This window comes from Mesorhizobium sp. WSM4306 (genome assembly GCF_007003975.1).
In the GTDB taxonomy this organism is placed as follows: domain Bacteria; phylum Pseudomonadota; class Alphaproteobacteria; order Rhizobiales; family Rhizobiaceae; genus Mesorhizobium.
The window spans coordinates 1-12,541 of sequence record NZ_VFTC01000037.1 but is presented as its reverse complement, the minus strand read 5'-3'; the positions used below and the strand labels follow the sequence as shown (position 1 = coordinate 12,541).

Genomic DNA, 12,541 nt, shown 5'->3' with positions numbered 1-12,541 from the left:
GCGTTTCGGTATATTGAGGCTGCCTCATGTGCCTCCTTTGCCGGAACGCCAAGGCGAAGGAGGTGCCCCATGGCACACAAATTTTCGTTTCGATGGATCAGGATAGCCGCGATCGGCACCGCGCTGGCGCTGTCGACGCTATCGGCGCAGGCGCAATTTATCTGCGGTGGTCACAGCGACCTCGTCGCGGGGCTGGCGAAGGCCTTTCAACAAAAGCAGATCGGCTACGGTGTGGTCGGCGAGGCCGCCATTGTCGAGATCTATGTTTCGGTAAATGGGACCTGGTCGATGCTGGTAACCGACGTGCAGGGTCGAAGCTGCATCTTCGCGACCGGTGACGGATGGGAGAATACTGCCATCGCCACCACGCAAGGGATCTGATCGCCCGTTCAGCGCGTCGCGGCGACCTCGGCACGGCCACGCAGTAGCGCCATCAGCCGCTTGGCGTCCTTGGCGGCGGCTTCCTCGTCGCCGGCCAGGATCGAGCGGATTAGCGCGACATGGTGCTCGGCGGATTCGGCGAGCCCCGTATCGGCCTTGTAGCGGAACCAGAAGCGGCGGCTGTGGGTCTGCAAGGGCGCGGCCAGCCGCGCCGCGAACGGGTTGTCGGCAGCCTGCGCCAGCGCCTCGTCGAGCGCCTTGTCGGCCTGGATGAAGGCCAGCACGTTGCCGGAGATCACCGCCTTCTGCATGGCAAGTGCTGCGTCGTGAAACAGGTCTGCGGCCTCGCGGGTGACGAAACGCGCGGCTGAGCGTGCCAGCACCACCTCGACGCCGCGGCGCGCGTCAAGCACGCGCAGCCAATCGCCGGGATGCAGCGGCGCAATGGCGATGCCGGCGCGTGGCCTTATGTCGAGCAAGCCTTCCCAGGCCAGGCGCTGGATCGCCTCGCGCACCGGCGTGCGGCCGAGGCCGAGCCTCTCGATCAGGGCGCCCTCGGTGACAAAGCTCGCCGGCGCCAGTTCCAGCGTCACGATCAAATGCTCGAGCGCGCGATAGGCCCTGGTGGCAGCCGGCTCTGGGGATGCAGTGTCGGTGGATATCAAAGGTCCGCTCCTGATATATTTTAGATATATCATAGCAGATTCCGCATTGACAGTAGATTTCCTAGCAGATATATGACTGATATATCAGATGGAGACATAGCCATGTGGACTGGAGTTTTCCCCGCCGTCACGACCAAATTCACTGCTGACGACCGTCTCGACCATGCCGAGATGGAGCGCTGCTTTGCCTTGCAGATGGAGGCCGGCTGCGACGGTATCATCGTCTGCGGCTCGCTCGGCGAAGGGCCGATGCTGTCGCATGACGAAAAGATCGAGGTGCTGAAGACCGCGCAAAAGGTTGCCGGGAAGAAGCCGGTGCTGCTGACGGTCAACGAGGCCGGCACCCGCGAGGCGGCAAGCATCGCCAAGCGCGCCGCCAAGGAAGGCGCCAACGGGCTGATGGTGGTGCCGAGCCCGATCTATCACACCAACCCGGAAGAGACCGTCGCCGCCTTGCGCGCCGTCGCTCAGGCCGGCGACCTGCCGGTGATGATCTACTCCAACCGGCTCGCCTACCGCGTCGACGTCACCGTCGACCAGATGGAGGAGCTGGCGGCCGACAAGCGCTTCGTCGCCATCAAGGAATCGTCCGATGACATCCGCCGTTCGACCGAGATCATCAACCGCTTCGGCGACCGTTACGACCTCTTCACCGGCGTCGACAACCTCGCTTTCGAGGCGCTGTCGGTCGGCGCCATCGGCTGGGTAGCGGGTCTGGTCACGGCCTTCCCGCGCGAGACCGTCGCCATCTTCCAGCTGATGAAGCAGGGCCGCCGCGAGGAGGCGCTTTCGATCTACCGCTGGTTCCGGCCGCTACTCGATCTCGACGTATCGACCTATCTGGTGCAGAACATCAAGCTTGCCGAAGTGTTCGCGATCAACACCAATGACCGGGTGCGCATGCCGCGCCAGCCGCTGTCGGGCGAGCGCCGCAAGGCGGTCGAGAAGATCGTCAAGGACGCGCTGGCGGTACGGCCGAAGCTGCCGACGTTCTGAGAGCTTTCTTCTCCCCGTTCACGGGGAGAAGATGGCGGCAGCCAGATGAGGGGCAGCGCCAGCGTGCAAGGAAATTCCAAATCGGCAGAGGCGGGGCGCCGCCCGCCATCCGCCCTTCGGGCACCGCAGCCCTTCGCTACTGCTGCGGGCGTTCCTCATTCGGAAAGCCAAGCAGTTGGCTTTCCGCCCGCTACGCGGACCACTCCTCACCCCCGTCAACGGGGAGAAGGGGAAGACATCGCCATTGTCGGTGGCGGCATTGTCGGCATCTGCGCCGCAGCCATGCTGGCCGAGGCCGGGCGCAGTGTTACGATCTTCGATCGCACCGGCATCTGCGAGGAGACGAGCTCCGGCAATGCCGCCGCCTTCGCCTTCTCCGACGTGCTGCCCATGGCGCATAAGGGCATGATGCGGCAATTGCCGAGATGGCTAGCCGATCCGCTCGGACCGCTCAGCATCCCGCCAGCCTACCTGCCGAAGCTGTTGCCATGGCTGATCCGCTTCTGGCGCGCTGGCGCGCCGAGGCATTATGAGGCGAGCCTTGCTGCTCAGGCCGGCATGATGAAGCTCGCCGAGGCCGAATGGATGGGACTGCTCGACCGGTCCGGCACGCGGCCGATGCTGCACGAGAATGGTTCGGTGGAACTTTACGAAAGCGAGGCGGAATTCCAGGCCGGGCTCCCCGGCTGGGCGGCGCGCGAGCGCTTCGGCATCGGCTTTCGCCATGTCGAAGGCGACGAACTGGCGCGGCTGCAGCCTGGGCTGTCGCCGCGCTTCATCAAGGGCACGTTCGTGCCGGGATGGAAGACGGTTGCCGACCCGAAACTGCTCGGCAAGGCAGTGTGGGCCTATGCCGAAGGGTTGGGCGCGCGTTTCGAGAAAGCACGCGTCGAGCGCGTCGCGGCCAATGATGGCGGCGCGGCGCTGACGCTGGCCGACGGCACGACCAGACAGGCGAGACACCTCGTCGTCGCTGCCGGGGCATGGTCGCATCTGCTGGCCAAGAACCTCGGCGACATTATCCCGCTCGAGACCGAGCGGGGCTACAACACGACCTTGCCGAAGACCGCCTTTGCCGTGCAGCGGATGCTGATCTTTTCCGGCCACGGCTTTGTCATCACGCCGCTCGACACCGGCTTGCGCGTCGGCGGCGCCGTCGAACTGGGCGGACTCGACCGGCCGCCGAATTTTGCACGCTCCAAGGCGATGCTGGAAAAAGCCAAACAATTCCTACCGGGACTGGACGCGTCAGGCGGCCGCGAATGGATGGGCTATCGTCCGTCGTTGCCGGATTCGCTGCCGGTCATCGGCACGGCGCGCGCCGCGCCCAACGTCGTCTACGCCTTTGGTCATGGCCATCTCGGCCTGACCCAGGCGGCGGCCAGCGGCCGCTTGATCCGCGATCTCGTTCTCGGGCAGACTTCGCCGATCGATCTTACCCCCTTCAGCCCGCAACGGTTTTGAGTTCGAGGAAATCATGGCCAAAAAATCCTTCTTTTGCATCGACGGCCATACGTGCGGCAATCCGGTGCGGCTGGTCGCTGGCGGCGGTCCCTTGCTCGAAGGGTCGACGATGATGGAACGGCGGGCGCATTTCCTGGCGGAGTATGACTGGATCCGCACCGGGCTGATGTTCGAGCCGCGCGGCCATGACGTGATGTCGGGCTCGATCCTTTATCCGCCGACGCGCGAGGATTGCGACATCGCCATCCTGTTCATCGAGACATCGGGCTGCCTGCCAATGTGCGGCCACGGCACCATCGGCACGGTGACGATGGCCATTGAATATGGGTTGATCAAGCCGAAAACGCCGGGTGTACTCAGGCTCGACACGCCGGCTGGCCTGGTCATTGCCGAGTACAAACAGGTGGGCGATTATGTCGAAGAGGTGCGCATCACCAATGTGCCGTCCTTCCTTTATGCGGAAGGGCTGACGGTGGAGTGTCCGCAGCTTGGCGAGATTACCGTCGATGTCGCTTATGGCGGCAATTTCTACGCCATTGTCGAACCGCAGGCGAATTACCGCGATATGGCTGACTACTCCGCCAGTGACTTCATCGCCTGGAGCCCGGTGGTGCGGCAGCGGCTCAACGAAAAGTACTCGTTCGTGCATCCGGAAAATCCTGAGATCAACCGGCTGTCGCATATGCTGTGGACGGGCAAGCCGACGGTGGCGGGCGCGGATGCGCGCAATGCCGTCTTCTATGGCGACAAGGCGATCGACCGCTCACCTTGCGGTACGGGCACCTCTGCGCGCATGGCGCAGCTTCGTGCCAAGGGCAAGCTCAAGGCAGGCGACGGCTTTGTCCATGAATCGATCATCGGCTCGCTGTTCAAGGGCAAGGTCGAGAAGGACGTCACCGTCGCCGGCAAGCCGGCCATCATCCCTTCGATCGGCGGCTGGGCGCGGATGACCGGCCTGAACACTATCTTCATCGACGACCGCGATCCGTTCGCGCATGGGTTCGTCGTCAAGTAGCGCGCTGGTTGCCCTCGGCATCGACCGAGACTTCCCGACGGAACCAGTCGGCGAAGGTGAGTGCGGCGGGGGAGGCATTCGCCGCCATGGTCAGGAAGTAAGCCTTGTCGCGGTTCGTCGATATGTTGGACAGGACCACCAGGTCGCCGCGTTTCAGCTCGTCACGGAAAACATCGACCGGACACAGCGCCACGCCGTGGCCGGCGATGACGGCGGTGGCAAGAATATTGAAGTCGGCGAAGACCGGCCCGTTGCCGACATCGACCTTGGCCAGTCCGGCCTCGGCAAACCACTCGCTCCAGCCTTGGCGGTTCTCGTCGTGCAGCAGGTCGGCGCCGGCGATCCCGGCAGGTGTCTTGAGATGCTCCCTGCCGGCCAGATAGTAGGGGCTGCACACCGGGCGGTTGAGGCGCGAAAACAGTTTCAGGCTGGTGACGCCGGGCGTCGGATCGGCGCCGAGCGTGATCAGCACGTCATTGTCGCCGTCGCCAAGCCTGTCCTCAGCCTTGGCATAGGCGACGCGCATGCCGATGTCGGGATGGCTGGCGGTGAAGGCTGGCAGGCGGGGCACCAGCCAGCGGCTGGCGATGGACGGGATGCAGCCGACAGAAATCGTCGCCGCCGCGGCATTGCGCCGGATGCGCCGGCAGGTGGCGCCGAGTTCGGCAAGGGCAGCGCTCGCTGACGCCTGCAGGATCACGCCGGCATCGGTCAGCCTTACCTTGCGCGCATCGCGGTGGAACAGAGGCACGCCCAGCCATTCCTCCAGGCGCCTGATCTGATGGCTGATCGCCGGATGGGTGACATGCAGCTCTTCGGCGGCAGCGGAAAAGCTCAAGCGGCGCGAAGCAGCCTCGAAGGCACGGATGGCATTCAGCGGAACGTAGTCCATCTGTAAGATTTACTAACATGATCGGTGAGAAGCAATCATTTGAAAGCCTGCCCGGCATGCGGCATCTCTGCTGTGGATCACCAATCCATACACAAATTTCCCGGCCCTTGGCCGGCATCCGCAGGGAAATCGTCATGTTCACCAGACAATTGGCTGATGTAGAAAAATCTGACTTCTTCGTGAATTGGGGCAATGGCACCAGCCATCGGCTGCTGACCCAGCAGGACGGCATGGGCTTCACGGTCTGCCATACCGTGGTGCGTGCCGGCAGCGAATCACGCCTGCAGTATCGGCGGCATTTCGAGGCCTGCTATTGCATCGCCGGCGCCGGTGAGGTCGAGGACATGTCCGGTGCGGTGCACCGCATCGAGCCGGGTACGATCTATGTGCTCAATGAGCATGACGAGCATTATCTGCGGGCCGACCCCGCAGGCGACATGATCCTGGTCAGCGTCTTCAATCCGCCCTTGAAGGGCACGGAGCGGCATGCGCTGAGCGATGACGGTGGATCCGCCTACTGATCAAAGACAGGCAGCCGCTTCCTTGCCCGGCGGTCGAGCCTGGACGCTCGAGTTCAACTCGGTCTTTTATCGGCCATCGCGGCCCACTCGATCAAGCTTTGTGGCCAAGTAGCAAGAATCTTGCCCCCGAGGAAAGGAATGTGGCTAAAAAACGCAGCCTGTCAGTAACGCAACGATTCGTCTCATCACGCAATTTTGACGGCGATTTCTTCGAAAGGGGGTGCGTTGTCCGGCTGAATCGTCAAAGACATTGCGTTATGCCAATGATAGGGTCCGCGATAGTCCAGGGGTCGGGAGCAAAAAAACGGGCAATCGGAAGGCGTGCCGGCAAAACACGCACGACGTTTGAAAAATCACGTTGCAATCCGGGCTCGAAACTTTACGACTAGGGGAAATACGAAAAGGAATGCGTCTGCATGGGCGACATTCCAGGGGAGCCATGTACACATGCAGTACTTTGTCCAGCAGCTTATCAATGGGCTGACGCTGGGATCGATCTATGGGCTGATCGCAATCGGCTACACGATGGTCTACGGCATCATCGGCATGATCAACTTCGCCCACGGCGACATTTTCATGGTCGGGGCCTTCGCCGCCCTCGTTGTCTTCCTCATCCTCGGCTCCTTGTTCTATTCGGTGCCGGTCGTCCTGGCGCTGCTGATCATGATGATCGTGGCGATGCTGCTCACCAGCCTCTACAACTGGACGATCGAGAAGGTGGCCTACCGGCCGCTGCGCGGTTCGTTTCGGCTGGCGCCGCTGATCACCGCCATCGGCATGTCGATCGCGCTGTCGAACTTCATCCAGGTGACGCAGGGTCCGCGCAACAAGCCGATCCCGCCGATGGTTAGCCAGGTCTACAACATCAACGGCATCAGCGTGTCGCTGAAGCAGATCATCATCGTCATCGTCACGGCGCTGCTGCTCGCTTTGTTCTGGTACCTGGTCAACAGGACCTCACTGGGCCGGGCGCAACGGGCGTGTGAGCAGGACCGCAAGATGGCCGCACTTCTCGGCGTCGATGTCGATCGTACGATCTCGATCACCTTCATCATGGGCGCAGCGCTTGCGGCCGTCGCCGGCACGCTGTTCCTGATGTATTACGGCGTCATCGCCTTCTCCGACGGCTTCGTGCCGGGGGTCAAGGCCTTCACCGCGGCCGTTCTCGGCGGCATCGGGTCTCTGCCGGGCGCCGTGCTTGGCGGGCTGATGATCGGCTTCATCGAGAGCATGTGGTCGGCGTATTTCTCGATCGACTACAAGGACGTCGCGGCGTTCTCCATCCTGGCGATCGTGCTGATCTTCCTGCCTTCCGGCATTTTGGGCCGGCCAGAAGTCGAAAAGGTCTGAGACAATGGCGGTTTCCGTATCCTCGGAGCGCGACACCGTCGCCTCCCCCGTGCAGCGCGCATTTCGTGAAGCGCTCTATGCCGGCGCCATCGCGCTGGGCCTGTTCATTCTGTTCATCGGCCTGAAGACCGACCAGAACATCAGCAACCAGCTGATCCTGGCGCAGCGCTGGGGGCTGCTCATAACCGTGGTCGTGCTGACCATGCTTGGCCGCTTCTTCTATATCGCCTACGGCCAGCCGTTCATGACCAATCAGAAGATCGCCGATGTCGCCACCGGCCTGTTGCCGGCGAGCTTGGCGTCGCGCTTCTTCCAGCTTCCGGCCTTCATCGTCGCCATCGTGCTGGCGGTGGTCCTGTTTGCGTTCAACAGCGCCTTGCCGGGGCTGGTGGGTGACAAGCTGGCCGGTGGTTTGCAATTCCTGCGCGCGCTGGCCGTCATCTATGCGCTGGCCTGCGTGATCTTTTACTTCCGCGCCTTCATCCACGCCAATTTCACCAAGCTCGGCATAGCGGCGCTGGTGCTCTATCCGATCCTTGTCGTCGTAGTGCTGTCGATCTATGCGTGGTCGATCATGGGCGGCCTGCAAGGGTCGTTGAAATGGGTCGACAATTACGGCATCCAGATCCTGATCTATGTGATGCTGGCCTGGGGGCTGAACATCGTCGTCGGCCTCGCCGGCCTGCTCGACCTTGGCTATGTCGCCTTCTACGCGGTCGGCGCCTACGCCTATGCGTTGCTCGGTTCGCACTACGGCCTGTCCTTCTGGATCCTGCTGCCGGTTGCCGGCGCCATGGCCGCTTTCTGGGGCGTGATGCTCGGGTTTCCGGTGCTCAGGCTGCGCGGCGATTATCTGGCAATCGTCACACTGGCCTTCGGCGAGATCATCCGCCTGGTATTGATCAACTGGCGCGACGTGACCAACGGCTCTGCCGGCGTCTCCGGCATCCCGAAGGTCACCTTCTTCGGCCTGATGACGTTCAATTCGACGGACCCGAACTATATCGGCAAGGTGCTGGATATCGCCCAGTCGAGCGCCTACTACAAGATCTTCCTCTACTATCTGATCCTGGCGCTGGCGCTGCTGACGGCCTTCGTCACCACCCGATTGCGGCGCATGCCTGTCGGCCGAGCCTGGGAGGCGCTGCGCGAGGACGAGATCGCCTGCCGCTCGCTTGGCATCAATACCACCACCACCAAGCTCACCGCCTTTGCCACCGGTGCCATGTTCGGCGGTTTTGCCGGCGCCTTCTTCTCCGCAAGGCAGGGCTTCGTCAGCCCTGAATCCTTCGTCTTCCTCGAATCGGCGATCATCCTTGCTATCGTCGTGCTCGGCGGCATGGGTTCGCTGGTCGGCATCGCGGTCGCCGCAATGGTGATGATCGGCGGTACGGAGGCGTTGCGTGAGCTCGACTTCCTGAAAAGTTTCTTCGGAAAGGACTTCACGCCGGAGCTTTACCGCATGCTTCTGTTCGGCATGGCCATGGTCATCGTCATGCTGTGGAAGCCGCGCGGCTTCGTCGGCAGTCGTGAACCGACAGCCTTCCTCAGAGAACGAAAAGCCGTCTCCGGTTCCTTCACCAAGGAAGGGCACGGCTGATGAGTGCTAATTCGATGAAAGACGCCATTCTCCAGGTCGAGCATCTGTCGATGAAGTTCGGCGGCCTGGTCGCCATCGGCGACCTGTCGTTCCAGGCCAAGCGCGGCGAGATCACCGCGCTGATCGGGCCCAACGGTGCCGGCAAGACCACCGTCTTCAACTGCATCACCGGCTTCTACAAGCCGTCGGAAGGCATGATCACGCTCAACGGTGCCGACGGCTCGAGCTTCCTGCTCGAACGGCTGCCTAACCACGAGATCCCGGCGCGCGCCAAGGTGGCGCGCACCTTCCAGAACATCCGGCTGTTCTCCGGCATGACGCTGCTGGAGAACCTCTTGGTTGCCCAGCACAACAAACTGATGAAGGCATCGGGCTATACGATCCTTGGCCTGCTCGGGATCGGCGGCTACCGCAGGGCCTCGGCCGAATCGGTGGAGCTTGCCAAGCACTGGCTGGAGAAGGCAGATCTCGTCGATCGCGCCGACGATCCGGCCGGCGATTTGCCCTATGGCGCGCAGCGGCGCCTCGAGATCGCGCGCGCCATGTGCACGGGGCCCGAGCTTCTGTGCCTCGACGAGCCGGCGGCCGGCCTCAATCCGAAGGAATCGGCCGCGCTCAATACGCTGCTGATGGACATCAAGAGCAGCACCTCTATCCTGCTGATCGAGCATGACATGTCGGTGGTCATGCAGATTTCCGACCATGTCGTTGTGCTCGAATATGGCCGCAAGATTTCCGACGGCAGCCCGCAATCGGTGCGCACCGACCCGCGCGTCATCGCCGCCTATCTCGGCGTCGACGACGAGGAGGTCGAGACGGTGCTGACCGAGGTCGGCGATGAAGACGTCATCGAGCAGTTGGACATAGGGCCTGATACGGCACACGGACCAGGCACGTCGTCGTCTTATCTCGCCGGTCCGGTGAGCGACACGATCGGCCATAGCGAGGGCGAGCGGGTCACGGTATCGAAGGGCGCCTCGAAGGCAGCTCAATTCGATGCAAAGGCCAGCGTCGCGCCGAGAAAACCGACCGAGCGGGCCACGGCCAAGCCTCCCGGGAAATCCCCGACATCCAAGCCGCGCGGAGGGCGTAAGTGATGGCCGAGACAACGTTGCTCGACATCAAGGGCGTCGAGACCTACTACGGCAACATCAAGGCGCTGAACGGCGTCGATGTCCACGTCAACCAGGGCGAGATCGTCGCGCTGATCGGCGCCAACGGCGCCGGCAAGTCGACGCTGATGATGACCATCTTCGGTGCGCCGCGGGCCCGTTCCGGCACCATCACTTTCGCCGGAACCGACATCACCCAGATGCCGACGCATGAGATCGCGCGCATGCGCATAGCGCAGTCGCCCGAAGGCAGACGCATTTTCCCGCGCATGACGGTGATGGAAAACCTGCAGATGGGCGCCGGTCTAGACAACCTCAAGCACTATGACGAGGATGCCGAGAAGGTGTTCACGCTGTTCCCGCGCCTCAAGGAGCGCATCGCCCAGCGCGGCGGCACGCTGTCGGGCGGGGAGCAGCAGATGCTGTCGATCGGACGCGCGCTGATGGCGCGGCCGAAGCTGCTCCTGCTCGACGAGCCGTCGCTGGGCCTGGCGCCGCTGATCGTCAAGCAAATCTTCGACGCCATCCGCGAGCTGAACCGCACGCAAGGGCTGACCGTGTTCCTGGTCGAGCAGAACGCCTTCGGCGCGCTCAAGCTTGCCACGCGCGGCTATGTCATGGTCAACGGCAACGTGACCATGAGCGGCACCGGCAAGGAATTGCTCGCCAATCCGGAAGTGCGCGCGGCCTATCTCGAAGGCGGCCATCACTGAGTTTGGAGCGGAATGTTTGCATACGGTATTCCGCTCCAAGTTGTTTGTTTGTCGCATGACCTTTGTCCGAAAAGTCTGCAACTTTTCGGGGTCATGCTAGGGAGTCTTCACCATGCAAGGCATTCTTTACGAGGAACCTTCCATCTGGCAGTTCTTCTTCGTCACCTGTCTGCTCGGCGGGTGGGCGGCATGGATGACCGGCAAGGCCAGCGCCCAGACATGGCGCAGGCTGCCGGCGCTGTTCGCCTACTTGCTGGGACTAGGCATCGGCATCAGGTTCATCCATCATGCCCTGTTCGGCGGCACGATGTTTTCGCTGCAATACTATGTCGTGGACACAATCGTGCTCATGATATTGGGGTTTGTCGGCTATCAATACACGCGCACCAACCAGATGGTGACGCAGTATAATTGGCTTTACGAACGGGCTTCGATCTTAAGCTGGAAACCGAAAGGCTGACGTTCATCATTAACGCCGTTCCGGGGATGAATCGGCGTGACAAGAGCCTGAAAATCGGCAAAGTACGCTTTCTGCGATAAGGGTGGGCATCGCATGAAAGTATCATCCACGCCCACCTCGTAAATGGGAGCGTTTAAATGAAAAAATCACTTTTGTCCGCCGTTGCCCTGACCGCGCTTGTCGCGTTCGGCGGTAACGCATGGGCTGACGTCCTCGTCGGCGTCGCCGGTCCGATCACCGGCCCGAATGCGGCTTTCGGTGCGCAGTTGCAGAAGGGTGCGGAAGCGGCTGTCGCCGACATCAACGCAGCAGGCGGCATGAATGGCGAGCAGATCAAGCTTGAAGTCGGCGACGACGTCTCCGATCCGAAGCAGGGCATCTCGGTCGGCAACAAGTTCGTTGGCGACGGCGTCAAGTTCGTGGTCGGCCACTTCAACTCGGGCGTCTCGATCCCGGTCTCTCAGGAAGTCTATGTCGACAACAACATCGTCGAAATTACCCCGGCGGCGACCAACCCGAAATTCACCGAGCGCGGCCTGTGGAACGTGTTCCGCACCTGCGGACGCGATGATCAGCAGGGCGGCATTGCCGGCGCCTACATCGCGGCCAACTTCAAGGACGCCAAGGTTGCCGTCATCCACGACAAGACCCCCTACGGTCAGGGCCTTGCCGACGAAACCAAGAAGGCGATGAACGCAGCCGGCCTGACGGAAGTCATGTACGAAGGCGTCAATGTCGGCGACAAGGACTTCTCGGCGCTGATCGCCAAGATGAAGGACGCCGGCGTCACCCTGATCTACTGGGGCGGCCTGCACACGGAAGCCGGCCTGATCATCCGCCAGTCGGCTGACCAGGGCCTCAAGGCAACCCTGATGTCGGGCGACGGCATCGTCACCGACGAGCTGGCTGCGATCGCCGGCGACGCGGTTATCGGCACGCTCAACACCTTCGGTCCGGATCCCCGCCTGATCCCCGAGAACAAGGCTCTGGTCGAGAAGTTCCGCGCCCAGGGCTTTGAACCGGAAGCCTACACGCTCTACGCCTACGCCGCCATGCAGGTGATCGCGGAGGCCGCTGCCGTGGCCAAGTCGAACGACCCGGTGGAAGTGGCCAAGGCGATGCATGAGAAGGGTCCGTTCAAGACCGTTCTGGGCGACCTCGCCTATGACGAGAAGGGCGATCCGAAGCTCCCGGGCTACATCATGTACGAGTGGAAGAAGGGTCCGGACGGCAAGATCACCTGGCTGCCGAAGTCCTGATCGGATAACTCAATCGCTACGAAATGCCCGGCGCTTGTGAACTGACCCCGTAAAGTTGGACGGTTCATTGAGCTGGTAGATTTAAGGGCTGGGTCCTGTATTGCACAGGGGCC

13 protein-coding genes are annotated in these 12,541 nt (G+C 62.3%); 11 read left to right on the top strand and 2 right to left on the bottom strand.

Going from position 1 to position 12,541, the window contains the following annotated elements; genetic code table 11:
* The first annotated feature begins 69 nt into the window (after positions 1-69).
* A complete protein-coding gene (locus FJV77_RS28920; RefSeq protein ID WP_142869809.1) occupies positions 70-381 on the top strand; it encodes a hypothetical protein in 312 nt (103 codons plus the stop codon).
* 8 nt (positions 382-389) lie between these two features.
* On the opposite strand, the gene FJV77_RS28915 is transcribed toward FJV77_RS28920, so the two are convergent.
* Positions 390-1,079 (bottom strand): GntR family transcriptional regulator, encoded by a 690-nt coding sequence (locus FJV77_RS28915; RefSeq protein WP_185970459.1) that lies wholly within the window; start codon positions 1,077-1,079, stop codon positions 390-392.
* Positions 1,080-1,148: 69 nt separating this feature from the next.
* Here FJV77_RS28915 and FJV77_RS28910 point away from each other — a divergent pair, with 69 nt between their 5' ends.
* From FJV77_RS28910 to FJV77_RS28900, 3 genes are read left to right on the top strand one after another with little or no spacing between them, the layout of a single operon-like run.
* A complete protein-coding gene (locus FJV77_RS28910) occupies positions 1,149-2,042 on the top strand; it encodes a dihydrodipicolinate synthase family protein (protein ID WP_142869807.1) in 894 nt (297 codons plus the stop codon).
* A 45-nt stretch (positions 2,043-2,087) separates the two neighbouring features.
* Positions 2,088-3,506: an FAD-dependent oxidoreductase gene (locus FJV77_RS28905; protein WP_185970458.1), complete on the top strand. Its 1,419-nt coding sequence runs from the start codon at positions 2,088-2,090 to the stop codon at positions 3,504-3,506.
* Between the two features lie 13 nt (positions 3,507-3,519).
* Positions 3,520-4,521 carry a 4-hydroxyproline epimerase gene (locus FJV77_RS28900; protein ID WP_142869806.1) on the top strand — a complete coding sequence of 334 codons (1,002 nt, stop codon included), beginning with the start codon at positions 3,520-3,522 and terminating at the stop codon, positions 4,519-4,521.
* Here FJV77_RS28900 and FJV77_RS28895 read toward each other — a convergent pair.
* On the bottom strand, positions 4,514-5,413 hold the full coding sequence (locus tag FJV77_RS28895; RefSeq protein ID WP_142869805.1) for a LysR substrate-binding domain-containing protein: 900 nt from the start codon (positions 5,411-5,413) through the stop codon (positions 4,514-4,516). The genes FJV77_RS28900 and FJV77_RS28895 overlap by 8 nt on opposite strands.
* 134 nt (positions 5,414-5,547) lie before the next feature.
* Here FJV77_RS28895 and FJV77_RS28890 point away from each other — a divergent pair, with 134 nt between their 5' ends.
* The 7 genes from FJV77_RS28890 to FJV77_RS28860 all read left to right on the top strand — a co-directional run bounded on the left by FJV77_RS28890 (position 5,548) and on the right by FJV77_RS28860 (position 12,428).
* On the top strand, positions 5,548-5,934 hold the full coding sequence (locus FJV77_RS28890) for an ectoine synthase (RefSeq protein ID WP_142869832.1): 387 nt from the start codon (positions 5,548-5,550) through the stop codon (positions 5,932-5,934).
* A 447-nt stretch (positions 5,935-6,381) separates the two neighbouring features.
* Entirely contained in the window at positions 6,382-7,284 is a 903-nt protein-coding gene (locus FJV77_RS28885; protein WP_142869804.1) for a branched-chain amino acid ABC transporter permease LivH, read from the top strand.
* A gap of 4 nt (positions 7,285-7,288) precedes the next feature.
* Entirely contained in the window at positions 7,289-8,884 is a 1,596-nt protein-coding gene (gene livM, locus FJV77_RS28880) for a high-affinity branched-chain amino acid ABC transporter permease LivM (protein WP_142869803.1), read from the top strand.
* Positions 8,884-9,981, top strand: coding sequence for an ABC transporter ATP-binding protein (locus FJV77_RS28875; RefSeq protein WP_142869802.1), 1,098 nt, complete (start codon positions 8,884-8,886; stop codon positions 9,979-9,981). The genes livM and FJV77_RS28875 overlap by 1 nt, the downstream gene beginning before the upstream one ends.
* Positions 9,981-10,709, top strand: a complete 729-nt coding sequence (locus FJV77_RS28870; RefSeq protein WP_142869801.1) for an ABC transporter ATP-binding protein — start codon at positions 9,981-9,983, stop codon at positions 10,707-10,709. The genes FJV77_RS28875 and FJV77_RS28870 overlap by 1 nt, the downstream gene beginning before the upstream one ends.
* 112 nt (positions 10,710-10,821) lie before the next feature.
* Entirely contained in the window at positions 10,822-11,169 is a 348-nt protein-coding gene (locus tag FJV77_RS28865) for a DUF6867 family protein (protein WP_142869800.1), read from the top strand.
* 137 nt (positions 11,170-11,306) lie between these two features.
* A complete protein-coding gene (locus FJV77_RS28860) occupies positions 11,307-12,428 on the top strand; it encodes a branched-chain amino acid ABC transporter substrate-binding protein (RefSeq protein ID WP_142869799.1) in 1,122 nt (373 codons plus the stop codon).
* The last annotated feature ends 113 nt before the right edge of the window (positions 12,429-12,541 follow it).